The 22,366-nt window shown below is 70.9% G+C and carries 20 protein-coding genes; 10 read left to right on the forward strand and 10 right to left on the reverse strand.

Going from position 1 to position 22,366, the window contains the following annotated elements:
* Position 1 precedes the first annotated feature (1 nt).
* From ACIPY5_RS09730 to ACIPY5_RS09740, 3 genes are all read left to right on the forward strand, one after another.
* A complete protein-coding gene (locus ACIPY5_RS09730; protein WP_400969777.1) occupies positions 2 to 1,288 on the forward strand; it encodes an ABC transporter substrate-binding protein in 1,287 nt (428 codons plus the stop codon).
* A gap of 98 nt (positions 1,289 to 1,386) precedes the next feature.
* Positions 1,387 to 2,259: a carbohydrate ABC transporter permease gene (locus tag ACIPY5_RS09735; RefSeq protein ID WP_400969780.1), complete on the forward strand. Its 873-nt coding sequence runs from the start codon at positions 1,387 to 1,389 to the stop codon at positions 2,257 to 2,259.
* On the forward strand, positions 2,249 to 3,160 hold the full coding sequence (locus ACIPY5_RS09740) for a carbohydrate ABC transporter permease (RefSeq protein ID WP_400969783.1): 912 nt from the start codon (positions 2,249 to 2,251) through the stop codon (positions 3,158 to 3,160). The genes ACIPY5_RS09735 and ACIPY5_RS09740 overlap by 11 nt, the downstream gene beginning before the upstream one ends.
* 31 nt (positions 3,161 to 3,191) lie before the next feature.
* Here the strand turns inward: ACIPY5_RS09740 and ACIPY5_RS09745 are convergent, their stop codons facing one another.
* The 7 genes from ACIPY5_RS09745 to ACIPY5_RS09775 form a co-directional block, all read right to left on the reverse strand.
* Positions 3,192 to 3,533, reverse strand: coding sequence for a CHY zinc finger protein (locus ACIPY5_RS09745; RefSeq protein ID WP_400969786.1), 342 nt, complete (start codon positions 3,531 to 3,533; stop codon positions 3,192 to 3,194).
* Positions 3,534 to 3,559: 26 nt separating this feature from the next.
* Positions 3,560 to 4,354: an ABC transporter ATP-binding protein gene (locus tag ACIPY5_RS09750; RefSeq protein ID WP_400969789.1), complete on the reverse strand. Its 795-nt coding sequence runs from the start codon at positions 4,352 to 4,354 to the stop codon at positions 3,560 to 3,562.
* Positions 4,351 to 5,406: a FecCD family ABC transporter permease gene (locus ACIPY5_RS09755; RefSeq protein ID WP_400969792.1), complete on the reverse strand. Its 1,056-nt coding sequence runs from the start codon at positions 5,404 to 5,406 to the stop codon at positions 4,351 to 4,353. The genes ACIPY5_RS09750 and ACIPY5_RS09755 overlap by 4 nt, the downstream gene beginning before the upstream one ends.
* Positions 5,403 to 6,452: a FecCD family ABC transporter permease gene (locus ACIPY5_RS09760; protein ID WP_400969795.1), complete on the reverse strand. Its 1,050-nt coding sequence runs from the start codon at positions 6,450 to 6,452 to the stop codon at positions 5,403 to 5,405. Before ACIPY5_RS09760 ends, ACIPY5_RS09755 begins: the two co-directional genes overlap by 4 nt.
* A complete protein-coding gene (locus ACIPY5_RS09765; RefSeq protein WP_400969798.1) occupies positions 6,452 to 7,483 on the reverse strand; it encodes an iron-siderophore ABC transporter substrate-binding protein in 1,032 nt (343 codons plus the stop codon). The genes ACIPY5_RS09760 and ACIPY5_RS09765 overlap by 1 nt, the downstream gene beginning before the upstream one ends.
* A gap of 117 nt (positions 7,484 to 7,600) precedes the next feature.
* Complete coding sequence (locus tag ACIPY5_RS09770) at positions 7,601 to 10,510, reverse strand: hypothetical protein (RefSeq protein ID WP_400969801.1); 2,910 nt, start codon at positions 10,508 to 10,510, stop codon at positions 7,601 to 7,603.
* 77 nt (positions 10,511 to 10,587) lie between these two features.
* Positions 10,588 to 11,646 (reverse strand): hypothetical protein, encoded by a 1,059-nt coding sequence (locus ACIPY5_RS09775; protein WP_400969804.1) that lies wholly within the window; start codon positions 11,644 to 11,646, stop codon positions 10,588 to 10,590.
* A gap of 184 nt (positions 11,647 to 11,830) precedes the next feature.
* Between ACIPY5_RS09775 and ACIPY5_RS09780 the strand changes: the two genes are divergently transcribed.
* Together ACIPY5_RS09780 and sufU are read left to right on the forward strand one after the other, a co-directional pair.
* Positions 11,831 to 13,129, forward strand: coding sequence for an aminotransferase class V-fold PLP-dependent enzyme (locus ACIPY5_RS09780; RefSeq protein WP_400969807.1), 1,299 nt, complete (start codon positions 11,831 to 11,833; stop codon positions 13,127 to 13,129).
* Positions 13,126 to 13,593: a Fe-S cluster assembly sulfur transfer protein SufU gene (gene sufU / locus ACIPY5_RS09785; protein ID WP_400969810.1), complete on the forward strand. Its 468-nt coding sequence runs from the start codon at positions 13,126 to 13,128 to the stop codon at positions 13,591 to 13,593. Before ACIPY5_RS09780 ends, sufU begins: the two co-directional genes overlap by 4 nt.
* A gap of 86 nt (positions 13,594 to 13,679) precedes the next feature.
* On the opposite strand, the gene ACIPY5_RS09790 is transcribed toward sufU, so the two are convergent.
* Positions 13,680 to 14,579, reverse strand: coding sequence for a LysR substrate-binding domain-containing protein (locus ACIPY5_RS09790; protein WP_400969813.1), 900 nt, complete (start codon positions 14,577 to 14,579; stop codon positions 13,680 to 13,682).
* Between the two features lie 150 nt (positions 14,580 to 14,729).
* Here ACIPY5_RS09790 and ACIPY5_RS09795 point away from each other — a divergent pair, with 150 nt between their 5' ends.
* From ACIPY5_RS09795 to ACIPY5_RS09815, 5 genes are all read left to right on the forward strand, one after another.
* Positions 14,730 to 16,121: an MFS transporter gene (locus tag ACIPY5_RS09795; protein ID WP_309340205.1), complete on the forward strand. Its 1,392-nt coding sequence runs from the start codon at positions 14,730 to 14,732 to the stop codon at positions 16,119 to 16,121.
* A gap of 41 nt (positions 16,122 to 16,162) precedes the next feature.
* Positions 16,163 to 17,383, forward strand: coding sequence for an FAD-dependent monooxygenase (locus ACIPY5_RS09800; protein ID WP_400969817.1), 1,221 nt, complete (start codon positions 16,163 to 16,165; stop codon positions 17,381 to 17,383).
* Positions 17,380 to 18,000 carry an NADPH-dependent F420 reductase gene (locus tag ACIPY5_RS09805; RefSeq protein WP_400969820.1) on the forward strand — a complete coding sequence of 207 codons (621 nt, stop codon included), beginning with the start codon at positions 17,380 to 17,382 and terminating at the stop codon, positions 17,998 to 18,000. The genes ACIPY5_RS09800 and ACIPY5_RS09805 overlap by 4 nt, the downstream gene beginning before the upstream one ends.
* Positions 18,001 to 18,198: 198 nt before the next feature.
* Positions 18,199 to 19,230, forward strand: coding sequence for a pyridoxal-phosphate dependent enzyme (locus tag ACIPY5_RS09810; RefSeq protein ID WP_309340201.1), 1,032 nt, complete (start codon positions 18,199 to 18,201; stop codon positions 19,228 to 19,230).
* 17 nt (positions 19,231 to 19,247) lie between these two features.
* On the forward strand, positions 19,248 to 20,399 hold the full coding sequence (locus tag ACIPY5_RS09815; RefSeq protein ID WP_400969824.1) for a cystathionine gamma-synthase: 1,152 nt from the start codon (positions 19,248 to 19,250) through the stop codon (positions 20,397 to 20,399).
* Between the two features lie 114 nt (positions 20,400 to 20,513).
* On the opposite strand, the gene ACIPY5_RS09820 is transcribed toward ACIPY5_RS09815, so the two are convergent.
* Together ACIPY5_RS09820 and ACIPY5_RS09825 are read right to left on the reverse strand one after the other, a co-directional pair.
* Positions 20,514 to 21,035, reverse strand: coding sequence for a hypothetical protein (locus ACIPY5_RS09820; RefSeq protein WP_400969827.1), 522 nt, complete (start codon positions 21,033 to 21,035; stop codon positions 20,514 to 20,516).
* A 16-nt stretch (positions 21,036 to 21,051) separates the two neighbouring features.
* A complete protein-coding gene (locus ACIPY5_RS09825) occupies positions 21,052 to 22,329 on the reverse strand; it encodes a hypothetical protein (protein WP_400969830.1) in 1,278 nt (425 codons plus the stop codon).
* Between the last annotated feature and the right edge of the window lie 37 nt (positions 22,330 to 22,366).

The raw sequence follows: 22,366 nt of genomic DNA on the forward strand, positions 1-22,366 counted from the left end.
CATGAACACAGCAAAGAAGCTGGTCGGCGCTGCTGCCCTGGCGACGGCCGCGATCGTCGCGATCACCGGATGCAGCGCCACCCCGAGCACCCCCGCACCCACCACCGCCGCCCCGGACAGCGTGGCTCTCCGGATGACGGTGTGGACCTCGAACGAGGCGCAGCTCGCGTTGTTCGCCTCGATCGCCGACGACTACAAGGCCACGCATCCCGAGATCAGGTCGATCACCTTCGACAGCCTCCCGTTCGCCGACTACAACACGACCCTGACCACGCAGATTGCCGGCGGCAACGCTCCCGATCTCGCCTGGATGGGGGATCTGTCCAAGGATCTGATCGCCTCCGACGCCCTCCTCCCGCTCACCCCCGTGCTGAAGGAGACCAAGGGATGGGGGTACGACGATCTGCTCCCCAGTGCGACTGCGGAGTTCTCCAAGGACGGGCAGCTCTACGCGTACCCGTTCTCGAACTCGCCTTACGCGCTCTACGTCAATAAGGACCTCCTCGCCGCCGCGGGCCAGTCGCTGCCCTCCTCTGGGCTGACCTGGGACGAGGTGTCGAAAGCGGGGGCGGCCGTGAACACGGCGACGGGGAAGGCGGGGTTCGTCATCCGCGACTTCGACTTCTCCGCGTGGAACACCCTCGCCACGGTCTGGACCGGCTGGGGGGCGAGCGCGTGGAACGCCGACGGCACGAAGTGCACCTTCGACGACAGCAAGATGGTCGACGCGTTCACCTTCCTGCACGACGCCGTCTTCAAGGACTCCGCCATGCCCGGGCCCGGGACCAAGGCCGACTTCTTCGCCGGTGACTCGGCCTTCACGGTCGCCCAGGTCTCCCGGGCCTCGCTCCTCACCGGGGACTTCGGATACGAGGTCCTCCCTCTGCCGGCCGGCCCTGCCGGACCCTACTCGGTGATCGGGCAGGCCGGCGTGGGCGTCCTGCGCACGAGTGCACACCCGCAGGAGGCGAGCTCCTTCCTCGCCTATCTCACCGGGCCGGAGAACAGCGCCAAACTCTCGCAATTCTTCCCGTCGGCGCGCACCTCGCTGCTGACCGGCGAGAAGCTCGCGGCGAACAACAAGAAGCTCACCGCCGAGCAGCTGCAGACCGTGGTCGTCGATCAGGTCGCCGGGGCGGTCACCCTGCCCAACCACACCAGCCCCGCCGAGATCGCGCAGAAGGGCAAGACCGCCCTGGATGCGATGTGGAGGCCGGACGCGGACGTGAAGAAGGTGCTGACGTCGGTCTGCTCCGCGATCACCCCGCTCCTCGCGGGCGGACGATGACCGCCGCGGGCCCCGTCGTCGGGGAGGCGCGCTCCGGCGCTTCCCCGGCCTCGGCCGGACCGCGTCCCGTGTTCGCGCGCCGCAGGAGGTTCTGGACGATGCGACGCCGGGACGCGGCCGCCGGATACCTCTTCACCGCGCCGCAGGTGATCGGCGTCGTGCTCTTCGTGCTGATCCCGGTGGGCCTCGCGATCTTCTACAGCCTGAACAAGTGGAACATCTTCACCGGACAGCTCAGCTTCGTGGGCGGGGCGAACTACGCCGCGCTCGCCGCGGATCCGCAGCTGCCGAGCGTGCTGGGCGCCACCGTGGTGTTCTCCTTCGGCGTGGTCGTGCTCAACATCGGACTCGGGCTCGGCCTGGCCGTGATGCTCAACCGACGCTTCCGCGGGGTCACCTTCTTCCGCACCCTGTTCTTCTCCCCGGTGGTGATCTCGGTCGTCGCCTGGACCCTGGTCTGGGGCTTCCTCCTCCAGGACAACGGAGGGATCAACGCACTGCTTGCGCAGCTCGGGATCCACGGACCGAATTGGCTGCAGGAGGGGCCGACGGCGATGGCGGCCGTCATCGTGACCCAGGTCATCCGCAGCGTCGGCGTGAACATGGTCCTGTTCCTGTCCGCCCTGCAGGGCGTGCCGGGCGAGCTGTACGAGGCCGCGCGCATCGACGGCGCCGGCAACCGCACGATCTTCACGAGCATCACGCTGCCTCTCATCTCCCCGACCCTGCTGCTCACGAGCATCATCACGATCGTCGGCGCGCTGCAGGCGTTCGCGCAGATCGCCGTGCTGACAGAGGGCGGTCCCGCGCTCTCCACGACGGTGCTCGTCTACTACGTCTTCCAGCAGGCGTTCACGTTCAACAACATCGGCTACGGCTCGACCCTCGCACTGATGCTGCTCACGTTCGTCATGCTGCTCACCGTGCTGCAGTGGCAGCTCCGAAGGAAATGGGTCTTCTATGAGCACTGAGACGCTCACCGACGCGCCGGCGAGGATCCGTGTGCAGGCGTCGCCGATCGCGCGGACTCGGTCCTCTCGTGGCCGGATCCTCCGCCGGATCGTGCTCTACGTCGCCCTCGGAATTCTGGCGCTGCCGTTCGTGGTGCCGACGATCTGGATGATCGCTTCCTCGTTCAAACCGCTCAACCAGATCTTCGCCGCGCCGCCCTCGATCTTCACCGCTACGCCGACCTGGGATGCGTACGTGCAGGCGTTCGGCTTCCAGCCCTTCGCCCGCCAGTACGGCAACAGCGTCTACATCGCCGTCGTCGTGACGCTCATCGTGCTGCTGGTGTCGAGCCTCGCCGGCTACGCCTTCGCGCGCGTGCGATTCCCGGGGCAGAACGTGCTCTTCCTGATCGTGCTCGTCGGACTGCTGGTGCCGGGTGAGGTGACGATCGTCCCGCTCTTCCAGATGTTCAAGAGCGTGGGGCTGATCAACACCCATTGGCCGCTGATCCTCGTCACGGCGCTGGCCGCGCCGTGCGTACTGGCGACCTTCATCATGCGGCAGTTCTTCATCGCCCTGCCCGTCGAGCTGGAAGAGGCCGCGCGGCTGGACGGACTCGGCCGCCTGGCGATCTGGTGGCGGATCTGCCTGCCGCTCGCGAAGCCCGCCCTCTCGGCCGTCGCGATCCTCACGTTCCTGGCGTCCTGGAACCTCTATCTGGAGCCCACCGTCTATCTGACCTCCCCGGATCTGTTCACGCTGCCGCAGGCGCTGACCCGCTACACCGACGCGTACGGCGGCGAGATGTGGAACACTCAGCTGGCCGCTGCGACCATGACCGTGGTGCCCGTGCTGGTGGTGTTCCTGATCGCACAGCGGCAGTTCGTCGAGGGGCTGGCCCACTCCGGGCTGAAAGGCTGACAACCGGATGCGGCGGCCGTGGCGGCGCCCCTCAGGTCCTGTCCGGCGAGGCCTCGAAGTACAGGTCGGCGTGCAGGGCGCAGCGTGGATTGAACGAGGCGGCGCACCGCGGGCAGGCGGTCACACCGAGGTACTCGCGGATCTCGAGCTCGTGGCGGCAGACGCCGCACAGCACGGCCCTCGCGTCCTGTTCGGCGGACGGCCACGGCCGGGCCGGGTGGCCGGCCGTCTCCTCGTGGCAGAGGTGGCAGGGGTAGTACTCGCCGCAGCAGGCGAACCGGATCGCGACGACGTCGAGGTCGGTGCGGTAGTGCACGCAGCGGGTCTGCGCATCGACGGGCCGCCCCTTGATCTCGACGTCCGCGGTGCCCATGCCACGATCCTAGGCGCGACGCGCGGTCAGTCCCGGTGCACGTCCACCGGCACGATCATCGGCGTGCCGGCGACCGGATCCGGGATCACGACGGCCTCCAGGTCGAACACCTCGCGGAGCAGCTCGACCGTGACGACGTCGGCGGGAGCGCCTTCGGCGACGATGCGGCCGTCGCGCATGGCGACCAGATGGTCGGCATAGCGGGTCGCGAGATTGAGCTCGTGCATGACGACGACGACCTGGGTCCCCCGCTCGCGCGAGAGTCGCACGAGCAGCTGCAGCAGCTCGACCTGGTGTGCGAGATCGAGGTAGGTCGTGGGCTCGTCGAGCAGCAGGATGTCGGGCTCCTGCGCGAGCGCCATCGCGACCCAGGCGCGCTGCCGCTGACCGCCCGAGAGCTCGTCGATCGAGCGCTCGGCGAACTCCGCCATGCCGGTCACCTGCAGCGCATCCGCGACCACCTCGTCGTCGCGGTGGTCGCGCCCGCCCAGCCAGCCGCGGTGCGGCGTGCGGCCGCGGTCGACGAGGTCGGCGACGCTGATGCCGTCCGGCGCGACCGGCGCCTGGGGTAGCAGACCCACGATGCGAGCGACCTCCTTGGTGGGCAGGTGCGCGATCGCGGATCCGTCCAGCAGCACGGATCCGCTGCGCGGCTTCAGCAGCCGCGCGAGCGTGCGCAGCAGGGTCGACTTGCCGCAGCCGTTGCCGCCGACGATCATCGTGATCCCGGAGCCCGGCAGGGCCAGATCCAGGCCTTCGATGACGGGATCGCCGTCGTAGCCGACGGTCAGGTCGGTCGCTTCGAGGGTGTGCGAGCTCATGCGCGCGTGCGTCCTCTCATCAGGAGCCACAGCAGGAACGGTGCGCCGATCGCGCCGGTGATCACGCCGACGGGCAGCGTGATCGGGAACAGGTGCTGCCCGACCGCATCGCCGGCGAGCACGATGATCGCGCCGAGGAGCGCGGAGACCAGGGGGAGGGCTGCATCGCGCCGGACGAGGCGCAGGGCGATCGGACCGGCGAGGAACGCGACGAACGAGATCGGCCCGGTCAGCGAGGTGGCGACGGCGATGAGCAGCACCGCGCACAGGATCAGCAGGATCCGCGAGCGCTGCGGACGTGCACCCAGCGCGGTGGCGGAGTCGTCGCCGAGGCGGAGAACCGGCAGCGTGCGCGCCGCCAGCAGCGCGATCACGAGCAGCGCCAGGAGCGCGGGCGCGGTCGGCCCGAGCTGATCCCAGAGACTGCGGCTGAGGGATCCGGCCATCCACACGGTCGCCTGCTCCGCCGCCTTGACGTCGGAGCGGGTGAGGACGTAGCTGATCACGGCCTGCAGCGCCGCGGCGACGCCGATGCCGACGAGGACGAAGCGCAGACCGGAGAGGCCTCGTCGATAGGCGAGGACCCAGATCAGGAGGGCGGTCACGAGCCCGCCGGCGATGGCGGCCCCCGAGACGACGAGTCCCGAGGCGCCGAAGAACGAGATCGCGGTGATCGCCGCGGCGCTGGATCCTGTGCTGATGCCGATCACGTCGGGGCTCGCGAGGACGTTGCGCAGCAGGGTCTGGAACAGCATCCCGCCGAGGCCGAACGCGGCGCCGGCCAGCAGTGCGCCGACCGCGCGAGGAAGGCGCAGCTCGACCACGGCGAAGGTCACGCCCGGCACGGTCTGGCCCCCGAGAGCGCGCAGCACGTCAGGCAGGGCGAGGGTCTTCGCGCCGAACACGAGAGCCGCCCCGAACAGGACGACCGTGGCGACGGCGAGCACCGCGATGAGCGCGGTGTCGCGGGCCGTGCGACGGCGTCGGGCGGCGCGGAGCCGATCTGCAGACGCGGATGCGGCGGTAGGGCGTGCGGTGTCGAGCGCGGTCACAGTCCGACCGACTTCCGCCGGCGCAGCAGCGCGATGAAGACCGGGGCTCCGATGACGCCCGTCACGATGCCCACCTCGAGCACGCCCGGGCGCGCGAGGATCCGGCCGATCACGTCGCAGACGAGCAGGAACGTGGCTCCCGCCACGGCGGACAGCGCCACGATCCAGCGGTAGTCCGCGCCGACGAGGAACCGCACCGCGTGCGGCACGGCCAGTCCGACGAAGCCGATCGGTCCTGCGAGCGCCGTCGCCGTGCCGCACAGCAGCACGACCGCGAGCACCGCGGTGAGGCGGGAGGCGCCGACCCGCACGCCCAGCCCGCGGGCGACGTCGTCGCCGAGCGCGAGTGCGTTCAGGCGACCGGAGCAGGCGACCGCGAGCACGGCCCCGAGGGCGAGGAAGCCGCCCAGCTGCGCGAGCGAGGAGAACGATGCGGCGGTCAGGGATCCGACCTGCCAGAACCGGAAGCTCTCCAGCGTCGATTCGTCGACGATGAGGATCCCGGTGATGACGGCCGTCGCGATCGCGGCGACCGCCGCACCCGCCAGAGCGAGCGTCACCGGGGTCGCGCCTCCGGGGCTCGCCGCCGCGGCGCCGTAGCCGATGACGACCGCCACGGCCGCTCCGGCCAGGGCGCACCACACGATCACGAGCGGCGCCTGCCACCCGAACAGCGTCATGCCCAGCACCACGAACAGCGACGCCCCGGCGTTCACGCCGAGCAGGCCGGGATCCGCGAGCGGATTGCGGGCCATGCCCTGCATGACGGCGCCGCCCATGCCGAGCGCCGCGCCCACGAGCAGTCCGGTGATCGTCGTGGGCACCCGCGAGAGCACCGCCGCCTGATCCGTGGATCCGTCCGGGCTCAGGAAAGCGCCCCACACGGCGTCGAGCGGCACGGTCCGCGCGCCGAGGGCGAGGGAGAGCGCGGCCGCGGCGAGCATCGCGCCCAGGCACACGACGATCGCCCACCCCGGGCTCAGGCGCACGCGGCGGCGTGCACCGGAGCCCGACGCGGGCGTCGTCGGCGCGGTGGCGAGGGTCATCAGGCCTTGGCTGCGGCCTCGCCGAGCATCTTCGCGTAGGCGGGAAGCGCCCACGGGATCGACAGCACGGTGGGCGCGGAGACGGCCATGAGCAGCGCCTCGTCGTTCAGGAGCACTGCGGATCCCTTCTTCACCGCGGGGATCTTGCTGAGCAGCGGGTCGTTCTGGAGGGTCGACAGGTCGCCGCCCTGCACGTAGACGACCGCGACGTCGGCGTCGAGCTTGTCGGCCTGCTCGGCCGAGATCGTGCCGACGAAGCCCTTCTCGTTCTTGGACAGGTCGGTGATGGACTTCGGGGTGGCGAGGCCGAGGTCGTTCAGGTACTGCACGCGCGTGTCGCTCGGCACGTAGTACTGCACCTTGCCGAGATCCTTCGCGTCCACCCACATGACCATGCCGGTCTTGCCCTTGGCGGCCGGGTACTTGGCCATCTCGGTCGCCATGGACTTCTCGGTGTCGGCGATCAGCGTCTTCGCCTCGGCGGACTTGCCGAGCGTCATGCCCACCATGGTGGTCGAGTCACGCCACGAGGTGCCCCAGGGGGCGCCGGGGTAGGCGACCGTGGGAGCGATCTTGGTGAGCGTGTCGTACTCCTGCTTCGTGAGGCCGGAGTTCGCGCCCAGGATCAGATCCGGCGAGGTGTCGGCGATCTTCTCGTAGGGGATCCCGTCCGTCTCGTCGTGCAGCGGCGGCAGCTTCGCCTTGTCGGCGTCGATCGCGTTCTTCGTCCACTCCAGGTAACCGTCGCCGTCCGGGTCGCCGAAGGTCGCCTTCGGGATCGTGACGGGGATGGTGCCCAGCGCGATGGCCGCGTCGAAGCTGCCCCAGCCGATCGTCGCCACGTTCTTCGGAGCCGACTCGATCACGGTCTTGCCGTAGACGTGCTCGACGGTCGCCGGGAAGGCACCGTCGGAGGATCCGGTTCCGGTCGCGCCGGGCGCGGACCCGGTCGAGCACGCGGTCAAGGCGAGGGCCCCGGCGGTCAGGAGGCTGAGGACGGCCGCGCCACGGCGCAGGCGGAGGGAGGGCATGGATCTCCTCGGAGAAGGGAACGGGTAGGTAGGTAAGCCTAACCTATGCCCCTTGGTCCGTCGAAGAGGAAGAGACGGAGGGCCGCCCCCGAAGAAGGCGACCCTCCGTCCTGTGGTTCAGCGACGCTCGAAGAACCTCGTCGCAGCGCCCGCGGCGAGCAGCAGCACGCCGGAGACGAGCAGGAACGGGTCGTAGAACCCGGTCTGCGCGAGCGTGCCCTGCTTCGCGGTCGAGGTGGCGCGCAGGGTGCGTGCCGTCTGGTTCAGGCCGTGCGTGACCTGCGACACAAGCGGGATTCCGCCGTTGCCGGCGCCCGGCGCCGTTCCTCCGATGCCGGTCCCGGGCGTGCCGATTCCGGTGCCAGGGGTCCCCTGAGTCCCGGTTCCAGAAACGGTGGGCAGGCCGGGGAGCGAGCCGGTGATCCCGCCGATCAGGCCGCCGATCACGCCGGGAAGGGATCCGGAGGTCCCAACGATCAGGCCGGTCAGCGCCGCCGGAATAGTTCCGGTGACGCCGCCGACGAGGTCGCCGACGCTGCCGATGGGCAGGGACGGCAGACCCGGAAGGGCTCCGCCGTTGCCCGAAGTGCCGCCGGTTCCGGGCAGGCCCAGGATCGAGGGCAGGCCGGGGAGGGCGGGCAGACCGGGCAGGTTGCCGGTCAGACCGCCGAGGATGCCGCCGAGGTTCGGCAGACCCGGGAGCGAACCGCCGCTGCCGGGAGTGCCGCTGCCGGGGAGGCCGGGGGTGGTGGGCAGGCCCGGCAGGTTGCCGGTGATCCCGCCCAGGATCCCTCCGAGGTTCGGCAGGCCCGGCAGGCCCGGGATGGCTCCGCCGTTACCCGGGGTGCCGCCGGTGCCGGGAAGCCCGGGAACGGAGGGCAGGCCTGGAAGCCCGCCCGTGATCCCGCCGAGGTTCGGCAGCGTCACGGATGCGTGGGGTGCGGTGGTTCCGGTGGTCGGAACCGCTGCGTCGACGGAGACGTTCGTGGCGTCGGTGCCGATGCGATCCGTGGTGGAGACGCCCTGGGGGCCGGCGGTCAGGTCCCAGACGTCCTTGACGCCGAGGACGTTCAGGTTCTTTCCGACGTTGAACCCGTCAGGGGTGGTGCCAGCGTGAACGGTGCCGACCCCGGGGATCGGAACAGTCACGACACCGGGCGCGCCCGGCGTGCCACCGGTGCCGGGAAGGCCCGGAATCGAAGGCAGGCCGGGGAGGGATCCGGTGACCCCGCCGAGGACTCCATCGAGGTTCGGCAGGCCCGGGAGGGTTCCGCCGTTGCCCGGGGTGCCGCCCGTTCCCGGGAGGCCCGGGATCGAAGGAAGGCCCGGAACGGAGGGCAGACCCGAGAGCCCGCCCGTGATTCCGCCGAGGTTCGGCAGGACTACCGTCGCGTGCGGCGCGGTGGTTCCCGTGGTCGGGACGGCTGCGTCGACGTCGACGTTGGTGCTGTCGGTGCCGATGAGGTCGTTCGTCGCGACCCCGTGGGGGCCGGCGGTCAGATCCCAGACGTCCTTCACTCCGAGGACGTTGAGGTTCTTTCCGACGTTCAGCCCGTCAGGGGTGGCGCCGGCGTGAACAGTGCCGATCCCGGGGATCGGGACCGTGATCACACCAGGCGTACCGCCCGTGCCCGGCAGGTCCGGAACGGAGGACAGGCCGGGGAGGGATCCGGTGATCCCACCGAGGACGCCGCCGAGGTTCGGCAGGCCCGGGAGGGTGCCGCCGGTGCCGGGAAGCCCGCCCGTGCCGGGCAGGCCCGGAATGGAGGGGAGACCCGGAAGCCCGCCGGTGATCCCGCCGAGGTTCGGCAGCGTCACGGATGCGTGGGGTGCGGTGGTTCCGGTGGTCGGAACCGTCGCGTCGACGGAGACGTTCGTGGCGTCGGTGCCGATGCGATCCGTGGTGGAGATGCCGTTGCGGCCGGCGGTCAGATCCCAGACGTCCTTGACTCCGAGGATGTTGAGGTTCTTTCCGACGTTCAGTCCGTCAGGGGTGGTGCCGGCGTGAACAGTGCCGACCCCGGGAACGGGAACGGTGATCACGCCAGGGGTGCCGCCGGTGCCGGGAAGGCCCGGAACGCCGGGAAGACCCGGAACCGAGGGCAGTCCGGGAAGGCCGCCGGTCAGACCGCCGAGAGATCCGGTCAGGCCGCCCAGCGTGCCGTTGAGGTCGCCGATGGGCAGGGACGGAAGCCCCGGCAGCGAACCGCCGTTGCCCGGGGTGCCGCCGGTGCCGGGAAGGCCCGGGACCGAAGGAAGGCCCGGAACGGAAGGGAGACCCGGAAGGCCGCCGGTGATCCCGTCGAGCTTCGGCAGGGTGACGGTGGCATGCGGTGCCGTGGTTCCGGTGGTGGGAACGGCCGCATCGACGAAGACGTTGGTGCTGTCCGTGCCGATGCGGTCGTTCGTCGCGACGCCGTTCGGGCCCGCGGTGAGATCCCAGACGTCTTTCACGCCGAGGACGTTCAGGTTCTTGCCCACGTCGAGCCCGTCGGGGGTGACCCCGGCGTGCACGGTGCCGACTCCGGGAACCGGAAGCGTCACGACGCCCGGAACGGGAACCGCGCCTCCGCCTGTTCCTCCGTCGCCGGGGTCTCCGCCGCCGGAATCGGATCCGCCAGGGGTGGCTCCGCCCGTGTCCGTCCCGCCCGGCACGGATCCTCCCGTGTCCGTGCCGCCGGGGGTGGAACCCGGGCCGGAGCCACCGGGGTTCCCCGCGCCGTCACCGGATCCGCCGGGCGAAGGCGCCGCAGGGGCGATCGTGCCGAGGGTGTCCGTGACGAGGTGGGAGACGTCCTGCGTGACCGCGGGGAGGCCGCCGGTACCGTCGGCGCCGCCTCCCTGCGACGGGTCGCAGGGACCGGTCAGCAGATTCGTGACTGTCGTGAGAGCGCTTTTGACGACGTCGCAGCCGCAGTCGGCGCCGCTGGGGGGCGCCTCTGCGGCATTGGCCGCCGTCGCGCCGGCGAGAGTGATCCCGCCCGCGAGGAGCGTGCCCCAGAGGGCGCGCTTGACGATGCGATTCATGGTCTCTTTCCTTCTGATCTGGGGAGTGCGCGCATGCGCGATGACACATGCCGTCCTGGGGGACGGCTGCGCCCCGATCAGTCGGGAGAGGAGTCGTGATCTGCGACGGGGGAGGCAGGCAGGCGATCGTCGCCCGCCGCTCCGGAGCGGACGGCCTGCAGGCCGGCGCTCGACGACGTGGAGGAGACGGTGCCGAACAGCCGCACATCACCGGCGCTGCCACCCGCGGCGGAGCCGGTGCCGGGCATTCCGAGCTGGGAGGCAGGGGATCCCGACGGGTGGTGCTGCGCCGGCGTTCCGGGGGCTGTCGCTGCGGGCGCGGAGAGCGCGCCCGCGCCGATGCCGTCGTCCGTCGCGGGCAGGGGCAGCTGCGCCTCATCGCGTACCGACGTGGCTGTGGTGGCCGGGGAAGACGCCGCAGCGACAGGATCCGCCGGACCGTGGAGTCCGGGCGCGCCGGGGCGCGGCCCGGGAACGGAGGTCGGCGGCAGCGGCACGACGGAGGTCGCACCGCGCACCGTCTTAGTCACGGTGCCGACGGTGTCGTCGACCGATGCGGCGATCCCCGGAAGCGCAGCGGTCACGGTGTCGATGGTCGCGGGCACGCGGCGCAGCAGCGCGTCGACGGGCGCGAGCACAGGGCTCAGGGCCGGGGCGATGGTGGCGGTGGTGGTCGTGACGGCACCGATCGCAGCGCCGGCGGTCTGGCTCACGCCCTGCACGACCGGGGCGATCGCGCCGACGAGCGGAGCGGCGAGCGGGCCCGCGGGCTCCTCCGCGTCGGTGGAGGGCGATGTCGCAGCGGCGACGGGAGCGTCTGCGGAGGAAGCGTCGGTCGCGGGCGTCGCAGCCGCAGATGCCGCGGCGGGTGCGGGGACCGCTGCTTCGACGGCGGCCGGTGCCGGGAGCACCTCGGCGACCGTCGCCTGCACGGCCGAGAGCGTGCTCTGCACGGTGGCCGGCGCCTCGGCGATCGAGGTCTGCAGGGCACCGACCGTGCTCTGCAGCGTCCCGAGGATGCTCGGCGGGGACGGCGGGACCGTCTCTGCGGCCTGGGCGGATCCGGATCCGAATGCGATCGACAGCGCCACCCAGCCGAGGGCGAGGACTCCGCCCGCGACCGCACCGGGGATCAATCCCCGTAGCGACCGCGTACGACCCCGCATGAATACCCCCCGATATACCGGCTTACGCCACAAGCTATGCCCCGGCGGTGGATCTGTCCAGAGGCGCGTGCGCTTGTTTCACATCGCTTCACCCGGTCGAGCCCGCTTCGACCGGACGGGTCCCGGGCGCCCGGTACTGACGTAGCGTTGGTGTGTGAGTTCTCCCGCCCTCGATGTGGCCGCCGTCCGCGCCGACTTCCCCCTGCTCGCCGAATCCGTGAACGGGGCCCCGCTGGCGTACCTCGACTCCGCGGCGACGAGCCAGAAGCCCCGTGTCGTGCTGGACGCCGAGCGCGACTTCCTGGAGCGCTCGAACGCCGCCGTGCATCGCGGCGCGCACACGCTCGCGGCCGAGGCGACCGAGCTCTACGAGGACGCCCGCGCCGCCGTCGCCGGATTCGTGGGCGCCGACGCCGACGACGTGGTGTGGACGCACGGCGCCACCGAGGGGCTGAACCTCGTCGCCTACGCGATCGGCAACGCCACGGCAGGGCGTGGTCTGCCGGAGAGCGCCCGCTTCGTCCTGCAGCCGGGCGACGAGCTCGTCGTCACCGAGGCCGAGCACCACGCGAACATCGTGCCGTGGCAGGAGCTCGCGGCCCGGACGGGCGCCGTCCTGCGCGTGATCCGGATCCGCGACGACGGATCCCTCGACCTCGATCACGCGGCGGAGGTCATCGGATCCCGCACTCGCGTCGTCGCCTTCACGCACGTCTCCAACGTGCTCGGCATCGTCAACCCGGTGGCGGAGATCGTCGCGCTCGCCCAGTCCGTCGGAGCGCTCACCGTGCTGGACGCGTGCCAGTCCGCGCCGCACCTTCCGCTCGACCTGCCCGGCCTCGGCGTCGACCTCGCCGTGTTCTCCGGCCACAAGATGCAGGGCCCGTACGGGATCGGCGGGCTGTACGGACGACGCGATGTGCTCCGAGCGCTCCCGCCGTTCCTCACCGGCGGCTCGATGATCACGCGCGTCACGTTCGAGCGCACCGAGTTCCTCCCGCCGCCACAGCGCTTCGAGGCCGGCACGCAGCCCGTGTCGCAGGCGATCGCGCTCGCCGCCGCCGTGCGGTACCTCGACGGTCTCGGCATGGACGCGGTGCACGCGCACGAGAAGGAGCTGGAGCAGCGTCTGCGCACCGGCCTCGGCGCGATCGACGGCGTACGCCTTCTCGGCGCCGCCGACGGTGCGGAGCGGGTGGCCCTGCAGTCCTTCGTGGTCGACGGGGTGCACGCGCACGATGTCGGCCAGTTCCTCGACTCCCGTGGTGTCGCCGTGCGCGTCGGGCACCACTGCGCCGCGCCCGTGCACGCCCGTCTCGGCGTGACCGCATCGGTACGCGCCTCGGCCGCGCTCTACAACACCGCGGACGAGGTGGACCGGATGCTCGACGCGGTCTCCGGGGTGCGCGCCTTCTTCGGCGTCAGCGGATCCGCCGAGGAGGTGGTCGCGTGAGCGGCCTCGAGGACCTGTACCAGGAGCTCATCCTGGACCACTCCAAGCGCCCGCACGGTAAGGGGCTGCTCGGCCCCGACCCTTCGACGGGCTCAGGGGCCGATGCGCATGTCGCCGAGTCGCACCAGCGCAACCCGATCTGCGGCGACGAGATCACCCTGCGCGCCCGCGTCTCCGACGACGGCGAGCGCATCACCGAGGTGAGCTGGGACGGATCCGGCTGCTCGATCTCGCAGGCGTCCGCCTCGATGCTCACCGAGCTCGTGGTCGGCCACACGCGGGCGGAGGCGGCGGAGCTCATCGACGGGTTCCGCGAGGCCCTGCGCTCCCGCGGCGCGATCGAGCTCGACGAGGACGTCTACGGAGACGCCGCCGCCCTGACCGGCGTCTCCCGCTACGTCGCGCGCGTCAAGTGCGCGATGCTCGGCTGGGTCGCCCTCGAGGACGCCCTGCTCCGCGCCTGAGGCGATACCTGCCCGTTTCGAAGCGCGCGAATGACCCGATTCCGGGTCTGGATCGAGCCATTTGCGCGCTGTGAAACCAGGAGAGGTCAGGCCCCGAGCTTCTCCACGGCGAAGTCGAGGAGCGCTGAGGCGCGCGGCGTGAGATTCATGTCGGCGGGCCAGATCCCCACCACGTGGGAGCGCGTCACCGGAGGGTCGAGGGGGCGGATCACGACCGGGCGGCCCTCGGTGCTCATCGGGATGACGTTGGGCCGGGACATGAGCAGCCCATAGCCGAGTCCGCGCCCGACGAGCGCCTCGACGAGACCGATCTGCGTGACCCGGGTCTCGATGCGGGGCTCGAGCCCGCGGGCTGCGAAGGCGTCGGTCACGTTGCGGATGCTCGGGGCCGCGTCGTACAGGATGCAGGGCTGGTCGGCGAGATCCGCCAGGTCCACCGCCTCGGCCCTCGTCAGCGGATGGTCGGGATGCAGATGGACCTCGAGCTCCGTCGCGTAGACCTTCCGGCGGCGGTATCCGACCGGCAGGGACACGTCGAACACGAGGGCGACGTCCAGGCGACCTGCTTCGAGCGCGGAGAGCAGCTCCTCGTTCGTCCCCACCATGATCTCGAGACGCACGCCGGGGTGCCGCTTCGGAAAGCCCTCGAGAAGCTCGGGGACCACGTTCGTGGCGAAGCTCGCGTAACAGCCGAGCTTGACCGGACCTCGCAGCTCCTCGCCCCGGCCGGCCCGCAGGACGAGCTCCTGGGTGTCCGCGAGGATCCTGCGGGCCTGTTCGGCGAACTCCTGACCCGTCGGCGTCAGGGTCAGGCCGCGCGCCTTGCGGCGCACGCACAGCTGCTCGCCCACGGCCTTCTCGAGGCTCGTGATGGCCTGGGACAGCGCGGACTCCGAGATGTGCAGATGAGCGGCGGCAGCGCTCAGCGTGGTGAAGTTCGGAAGCGCGGCGAACAGCTCCAGCTGTCTCAGGCTCACATCGGCCACGACGGTCCTCCTCGGGAAACTTCTTCGGCTCCATCAAACTATATCCGCGCATAACTGCGATTTACACGCAGACATCGGTGTCCCACGATGAGAGGACCCGCTTCCCGAACCCTCCTCGACGGAGGGAGAACAATGACGTTAGGGACAACCATGACCTCCGCTCCTGCCCCCGGCGACCGCGCCTCTCAGCGACGGATCGCGTTCGCCACGATCATCGGCACCACGATCGAGTGGTACGACTTCTTCATCTACGCCACGAGCGCAGGGCTCGTGTTCGCGCAGCTCTTCTTCCAGCCCGCGGGCAAGGAGATCGCGCTCCTGCTGTCCTTCGCCACGGTCGGCATCTCCTTCCTCTTCCGTCCTCTCGGCGCATTCCTGGCCGGTCACTTCGGCGATGTCATCGGACGGCGGGCGATGCTCGTCGTCACACTCGTCCTCATGGGCGCGGCGACGACGCTCATCGGCGCGCTGCCGACGTTCGCCCAGATCGGCATCGCGGCGCCGATCCTCCTGCTCCTGCTCCGGATCCTGCAGGGCCTGTCCGCCGGGGGCGAGTGGGGCGGCGCGGTCCTGATGGCCGTCGAGCACGCTCCCGCGGACCGCCGCGGTCGCGCGGGCTCCTGGCCCCAGCTCGGTGTGCCGCTCGGATTCCTGCTCGCCTCGGGCATGACCGCCCTCATGACCGGTGTGATCTCTCCGGGCGCGGCGTATCTGCAGTGGGGCTGGCGGGTGCCGTTCCTGGCGAGCGTCGTCCTCATCGTGGTCGGCTTCGTGATCCGTCGCTCGGTCGAGGAGAGCCCGGTGTTCGCGGAGATCGCGAAGCGCGGCAAGCAGGCGAGCCTCCCGATCGTGACGCTGTTCCGGCGCTACTGGCATCTGGTGATCCTCGCCGCGCTCGTGTTCGTGGGCAACGGCACCCTCGGCTACATGACGACGGGCGGGTTCCTGAACAGCTATGCGATCAACGTGCAGAGCATCGACACCACGGCGGTCCTGCTGGCCGCGGTCTTCGCGGCCGCCGTCTGGTTCTTCTCCACGCTCTTGGCGGGCTACCTGGCCGACGCGATCGGCCGGCGCAACACCTTCCTGATCGGATTCGCGCTGCAGGCCGTCATCGTCTTCCCGATCTTCTGGCTCGTCGACGCCGGAGGGCTGCCGGGCCTCTACATCGCGCTGCTGCTGATCTCGACCGGTCTCGGCCTCACCTACGGGCCGCTGGCCGCCTGGTACGCGGAGATCTTCCCCGCCTCGATCCGCTTCTCCGGGGTGTCGATCACCTACGCGGTCGGCGCGGTCCTGGGGGGCGCCTTCGCCCCGATGATCGCGCAGATGCTGCTGGGCGCCACCGGCACCACGGCGGCCGTCTCGGCCTACCTGCTCTTCGCCACCCTTCTGGGAGCGGGGGCGACCCTGTGCCTGCGCGACCGCAGCGGCATCCCCCTCGGCCCCGACCACGAAGCCGAGCAGGCGAGCGGCGCCACGATGTTCGCCCCGCGGGAGGCCGCCGGGGCACCGGTCGGCGCGCTCGCCGGGAAGCGCTGACGCCGCGCACGTTCCTGCACACGTCAATCAAGGAGAAGGAAATGGTCAGTCACGCCACCAGGATCGGGATCATCGGCGGGGGGATGGGCGGCCTCACGGCGGCGATCGCCTTGACGCGGATCGCCGGGGTCCAGGTCACCGTGTTCGAGCAGGCCGGCGCGCTGGGCGAAGTGGGGGCGGGCGTCACGGTCGCGCCGAACGCCTCACGCGTCCTCGACCGGCTGGGTGTGCTCGACCGGATCAGGAGCGCAGGAGCGGTCCCGGACGGACACGGCGTCTATCTGGACGCCATGGGCCGCATGGTCACAGACGCGGCGTGGGAGGACTCGGCGAAGCAGTACCGCAACATCGGGATGTACCGGCCTGACCTCATCGACGCCCTGGCGCAGGACATCGATCCGGACTGCATCCGCCTCGGTCATCGCCTGAGCGCGGTGGAGACCGTGGACTCGGGCGTCCGCGTGACGTTCGAGAACGGCGCGGAGGACGTCTTCGATGCCGTCGTCGGAGCGGACGGGATCCACTCCGTGGTGCGCAAGGCCGTCGGACAGTTCCCCGAGCCCGTCTACTCCGGATACCTCGTCTACCGCGGCGTCGTCGACGCGTCCCGCCTGCCCGCGGACTGGCCCATGATCAGCCAGGTCTGGATGGGCGACAGCCGGCACTTCATGTGCTACCCGCTGCAGCAGCGGAAGCTGATCAACTTCGTCGCAGGAATCCCGAGCGACCGGCCCCTGCACGGGCCGTGGTCGGGACCGGCGGAGGTCGGCGAGCTCGCGGCGGAGTTCGCGGGCGACGGATGGGATCCGAAGCTCCAGCAGTTCATCGGGCTCATCGATCGGACGTTCTGGTGGGGTCTCTTCGACCACGAGCCCCTCACCGACTGGTCCCGAGGGGCGATCACCCTGCTCGGCGACGCGGCGCACACGATGCTGCCCCACCAGGGACAGGGCGTGAGCCAGGCGATCGAGGACAGCATGGCCCTCGCGACCTTCCTTGCGGCGGCGGATGACGTCTCCGACATCCCGGAGGCGTTCCGCCGCTACACCGCCGTCCGCATGCAGCGCACCGCGATCCTGCAGAGCGGATCGCGCAGAGCCGGCGCCATGTTCGATGCGCAGTACGAGTTCGCGGATCTCGCGAAGCGCGATGCCGACATCCGCGTCGGCCGGGACTTCCGCCGGAGCGCGGTGTTCGATTACGACGCGCACAAGGTGGCCGAACAAGCACTCACTCGATTCCGGAAGGTCCAGTTCGCATGACTTCGATCAGCATCATCGGCAGCGGGAAGATGGGCGCGGCGATCGCGGAGGTCGCCTCCCGCGCCGGCGCCGACATCCAGATCCTCAAGCGCAGCCCGGCGAGCATGTCCGCCGCGCGTCCCGGTTTCGAGTACGGCGTCATCGGCGACGAGCTCACCGGGGATCTCGTCGTGCTCGCCGTCCCTTCCGGGGCCTATGCGAGCATCCTCGAGCACTACCGGGACCGGCTCGGCGGCAGGGTCGTCATCGACATCAGCAACCCGATCGACTTCTCCACCTACGACGCGCTGACGTCTCCGGCGGACTCGTCGACCGCGGCCGAGCTCGCCAAGGCCCTCCCCGAGGGCGCGGCCGTGGTCAAGGCGTTCAACGTGAACCTCGGCGACACCCTCACCTCGGGCACGAACGGGACGACCCGCACATCGGTCCTGTTCGCCGGAGACTACGCGGACGCGAAGATGGCCGTGGCGGCGCTGATCGAGGCGGCGGGGATGCGCGCGGTCGACGTGGGTCCGCTCACCCGGGCGAGGGAGCTCGAGGCGATGGGCTTCCTCCAGATCATCATGGCGGCGCTCGGCAAGACCCGCTACGAGTCGGGCTTCACCCTCCTGGAGTGACCCCGCCCGCCCGGTTCGAAGCGCGCGAATGACCCGATTCCGGGTCCGGATCGAGCCATTTGCGCGCTTCGAAGCCGGGATGTTAGGTTGACACCGTGGCCCTGACCTGTCGTTGTTGTCTCTGAGCGCGATCCGCGCTCCTTCGACGACCACAGACAGCCCGCGCGCTCCGCGCGATCACCGTTCAGGACTCCTTCCGTGCGCTACGCCAGCCACGTCGCCGATCTCGTCGGCGCGACGCCCCTCGTCCGTCTCTCCTCCGTCGTCGGTGCGACCGCCGACCGCGGGCCGATCCGCGCGACCGTGCTCGCCAAGGTCGAGTACTTCAACCCGGGTGGATCCGCGAAGGATCGCATCGCCCGATCCATCGTCGACGCGGCCGAGCGCGACGGACTGCTCCGGCCCGGCGGCACGATCGTCGAGGCCACGAGCGGCAACACCGGGGTCGGCCTGGCGCTGATCGCACTGCAGCGCGGCTATCGTATGGTGTTCGTCGTGCCGGACAAGTTCGACGGGCCCAAGGTCGCGACGCTCCGGGCCTACGGGGCCGAGGTGGTCGTCACGCCGACTTCCGTGCCGCCCGAGCATCCCGAGTCGTACTACTCGGTCGCCGCCCGGCTCGCGCGCGAGATCCCCGGCGCCTTCAATCCGAACCAGTTCGCCAACCAGAACGGTCCGCGCGGACACTACGAGTCCACCGGCCCCGAGATCTGGAGCGACACCGACGGCCGAGTCACGCACTTCGTCGCGGGCATCGGCACGGGCGGCACGATCAGCGGCACCGGGCGCTACCTCAAGGAGGTCAGCGAGGGCCGGGTGCGGGTGGTCGGTGCGGATCCGGAGGGATCCATCTACTCCGGCGGCGACATCCACCCCTATCTCGTCGAGGGCGTGGGCGAGGACTTCCTGCCGTCCACGTTCGACCCCGCCGTGGTCGACGGCTACGAGCGGATCTCCGATGCGGAGTCGTTCGCGATGACCCGCCGGCTCGCCCGCGAGGAGGGGCTCCTCGTCGGCGGCTCCAGCGGCATGGCCGTCGTGGCGGCGCTGCGCGTCGCAGAGGGCCTGGGGGAGGACGACGTGGTCGTCGTACTGCTTCCCGACCACGGCCGCGGCTATCTCGACAAGCTCTACGACGACGGCTGGATGAGCGCGCACGGCTTCGACGTGCCAGCCGCCGCACCCGCGACGACCGACCAGGCCGGCCCCGCAGCCGGCGCGAACGACTGACCCGGAGGGAACCGACCATGACCATCGATACCGACAAGACCGCCACCGCCGCGATCCACGCGGGCCAGGCCGCCGACCCGTACACGGGGGCGGTGATCCCCCCGCTGCACCTGTCCACGACGTTCGTGCAGGACGGCATCGGCGGCCTCCGCCAGGGCTACGAGTACGGCCGCAGCGGCAACCCGACGCGGGACGCCCTGCAGGCGCAGCTCGCCGCGCTCGAGGGCGGCACGCACGCCTACTCCTTCGCCTCCGGCCTCGCGGCGGAGGACACCCTGCTGCGTGCGATCCTGCAGCCGGGCGACCACGTGCTGCTCGGCAACGACGTCTACGGCGGCACCTTCCGGCTCATCTCACGGGTGCTCGGCGCCTGGGGCGTGACCTTGCAGGTGGTCGACATGAGCGACACGGATGCGGTGCGGGACGCCGTCGCGGCCAAGGCGCCGCGCGTGCTGTGGGTCGAGACGCCGTCGAACCCGCTGCTGCGCATCTCGGACATTGCCGCGCTCGCCGCGATCGGACACGACGCCGGATCCGTCGTCGTGGTCGACAACACCTTCGCGACCCCCGCGCTGCAGCGCCCTCTCGAGCTGGGTGCGGACGTGGTCGTGCACTCCACCACGAAGTACCTCGGCGGGCACTCCGACGTCGTCGGCGGCGCGGTCGTACTGCGCGACGACGCCCTCGCCGAGAAGATCGGCTTCCTGCAGTTCGCGGTCGGCGCCGTCTCCGGCCCGTTCGACGCCTGGCTCACCACGCGCGGCATCAAGACGCTGCCGGTGCGGATGCGTCAGCACGACGAGAACGCCCGCGCCGTCGCCGCGTTCCTCGACGCGCACCCCCGCGTCGCGCGCGTCTATTACCCGGGTCTGCCCTCCCACCCCGGGCACGAGCTGGCCGCCCGGCAGATGTCGGGCTTCGGCGGCATCGTCTCGGTCGCGCTGGAGTCGGGCGAGGCCGCCCGTCGCTTCGCCGAGTCGACGCGCGTGTTCCAGCTCGCGGAGTCGCTCGGCGGCGTGGAGTCCCTCGTCAACTACCCCGATGCGATGACGCACGCCTCCGTGCGCGGCACCGAGGCGGCCGTGCCCGTCGAGGTCGTGCGCCTCTCGGTCGGCCTGGAGGACATCGTCGACCTGCTCGCAGATCTGGAGCAGGCGCTGCAGGCCTGACCCGCGATCCGGATCCGGACCGCGCCCGCGAGAAACCGGATCCTGCATGAGACACCACGGCAGACGTGGTTTCTCGTGCGGATCCTGGTGTCTCGCGCGCTCCGACGCGGGGGATCAGCCCGAGACGGCGCCTCGCAGTCCGGCCAGACGGGTCGCCGGATCTCCCTGCAACTCCAGGATCCGCGCCGTCCCGGTGAGGTCGGGATCGTCCACGAGGTCGAGCAGCGCCTCGGCCATGGCGTCGCGGAGCTCCGGATCCTCGTCGTCCGGCACCGCGATGTCCTCTGGCGCGAGCAGCACCAGTAGATCGACCTCCGCCATGGCTCTCGCGGCGAGGGGCGCCTCTCGGCGGACGAGTTCCCCCGCGGCGGCTGACCGGCCGAGCCCGTCGACCGCCGCGAGGTAGGCGAGGAAGTCGAGGGGGCCGCGCTCGGCGATCACGGCGCGCGGGAGGTCGGGATCGAGGAGTCGCTCGGCGCTGAACCGCAGTTGCGCGACGAAGGATCCGGATCCGGGGCCCTCGTCCACGAGGTCGAACGGATCGGGCAGCACGGCGAACTCCGGATGGAGGAGGGCGAAGTCGGAGATCAGCGTGCTCTTGCCGGTCGCGTGCGTGCCGGAGACGACGATGCGCATGGCCGGATTCTACGGCTCAGCCGGAGGCGCGGCCTCCGCGGGTGCGGGCCATGAGCACATCGCGCACGACGATCGCGCGCCGCATGTCAGCCATGATCGGGTCGAAGAAGCGCTCCCGGTAGCGCTGCTCGCTGACGGCCGACAGCACGAAAGGCAGCGAGGAGATGATCGACATCAGCGCCGCCGTCTTGACGAGGTTCATGGTGATCGGCAGCGTCGCACCGCCGATCGTCAAGCGCTCCACCTGCAGGGGGTGGGCGGGCGTTCCCGGGCCCACCCACAGCTCCACGATCCCGACCGGGATGGCGATGCCGCCGATGAGCACGAGCAGCGCCCACAGCATCGCTGCGAACAACACCGCCTGCATGAGCTGGGCCACCGCCATCACGAGCATCACGTTGAAGCGCTGGACGAGGCGCAGCGGCGCGGACGGCGCCGAGGGCGCTGACGTGGATCCGTCCTGCGCGATCGGCGTGCCCGTGAGCAGGGCGGCGCGTTCCTCGGGCGTGAGGGTCTGCCGGATCTCGTCGATCTCGGAGGCGCACACGCGCAGGACCACGATCAGCGCCAGCGCCGCGACCACCGCGCCGATGAGGGCGATGGATCCCCAGTGCAGCGCCGAGCTCATCTGCCAGACCTCGGCCGAGAAGAAGGCGAAGACGACCAGCATCAGGATCACGGGAAGCGCGATCGATGCCATGTGCCCGATCGCCGAGACGTTGCGCACGGCGAGGCGGCTGCCCCAGGAGAGCAGCGCGCCACCGCCGGCACCCGTGATCAGCATGCACACGGCGACCAGGACGAGCCCCTCGATCACCGGGGCGACCACGGCTCCCGGCCGCAGCAGGTAGCCGCCGACGACGAGCGCGGCGAGACACACCGCGATCACGACCCCTGCGACCGCGGTGCCGGAGGGGGCGGGGAGGCGGCGCAGCGCCGCGCGGACGAGCCGGAATCCGGCCCAGGCGATGATCGCGGTGACGCCGAGGATGAGCACCACGATCCCCAGCAGCGCCCATTCGTCATCGGGCAGGAGCTCGGCGGCCGTATCGATCGCCTCGCCCATCCCCGAGAGCAGTGCGGTGACCAGCGTGACCGCGGTCACCAGCGGGGCGACGCGGCGCGGCAGATCCGTGAACCAGCGCCGCAGCGGTACGAACGTCGGAAGTCCCTGCTCGCGGAACCAGCGGTCCGCGGCGCGCTGCCGGGCGCGGGCGCTGACCGGCGCGGCGACCGCGGCGGCCTCGGCGGTTCCGTCGGGCGCCCCGGCAGCGGGTGCGGTTCCGTCGGACATGGAGCCGACACTACCGGCACCGACGCGGCCCGCGGTC

The sequence above is a fragment of the Microbacterium sp. NPDC089698 genome (assembly GCF_044749045.1).
Taxonomy (GTDB): Bacteria; Actinomycetota; Actinomycetes; order Actinomycetales; family Microbacteriaceae; genus Microbacterium.

Coding starts and splice junctions, on each gene's coding strand:
- ACIPY5_RS09740 (WP_400969783.1), top strand. CDS start 2,249: ATGAGCACTGAGACGCTCACCGACGCGCCGGCGAGGATCCGTGTGCAG.
- ACIPY5_RS09760 (WP_400969795.1), bottom strand. CDS start 6,452: ATGACCCTCGCCACCGCGCCGACGACGCCCGCGTCGGGCTCCGGTGCA.
- ACIPY5_RS09735 (WP_400969780.1), top strand. CDS start 1,387: ATGCGACGCCGGGACGCGGCCGCCGGATACCTCTTCACCGCGCCGCAG.
- ACIPY5_RS09820 (WP_400969827.1), bottom strand. CDS start 21,035: ATGCGCATCGTCGTCTCCGGCACGCACGCGACCGGCAAGAGCACGCTG.
- ACIPY5_RS09800 (WP_400969817.1), top strand. CDS start 16,163: ATGGTCAGTCACGCCACCAGGATCGGGATCATCGGCGGGGGGATGGGC.
- ACIPY5_RS09815 (WP_400969824.1), top strand. CDS start 19,248: ATGACCATCGATACCGACAAGACCGCCACCGCCGCGATCCACGCGGGC.
- ACIPY5_RS09730 (WP_400969777.1), top strand. CDS start 2: ATGAACACAGCAAAGAAGCTGGTCGGCGCTGCTGCCCTGGCGACGGCC.
- ACIPY5_RS09770 (WP_400969801.1), bottom strand. CDS start 10,510: ATGAATCGCATCGTCAAGCGCGCCCTCTGGGGCACGCTCCTCGCGGGC.
- ACIPY5_RS09745 (WP_400969786.1), bottom strand. CDS start 3,533: ATGGGCACCGCGGACGTCGAGATCAAGGGGCGGCCCGTCGATGCGCAG.
- ACIPY5_RS09805 (WP_400969820.1), top strand. CDS start 17,380: ATGACTTCGATCAGCATCATCGGCAGCGGGAAGATGGGCGCGGCGATC.
- ACIPY5_RS09825 (WP_400969830.1), bottom strand. CDS start 22,329: ATGTCCGACGGAACCGCACCCGCTGCCGGGGCGCCCGACGGAACCGCC.
- ACIPY5_RS09795 (WP_309340205.1), top strand. CDS start 14,730: ATGACCTCCGCTCCTGCCCCCGGCGACCGCGCCTCTCAGCGACGGATC.
- ACIPY5_RS09765 (WP_400969798.1), bottom strand. CDS start 7,483: ATGCCCTCCCTCCGCCTGCGCCGTGGCGCGGCCGTCCTCAGCCTCCTG.
- ACIPY5_RS09750 (WP_400969789.1), bottom strand. CDS start 4,354: ATGAGCTCGCACACCCTCGAAGCGACCGACCTGACCGTCGGCTACGAC.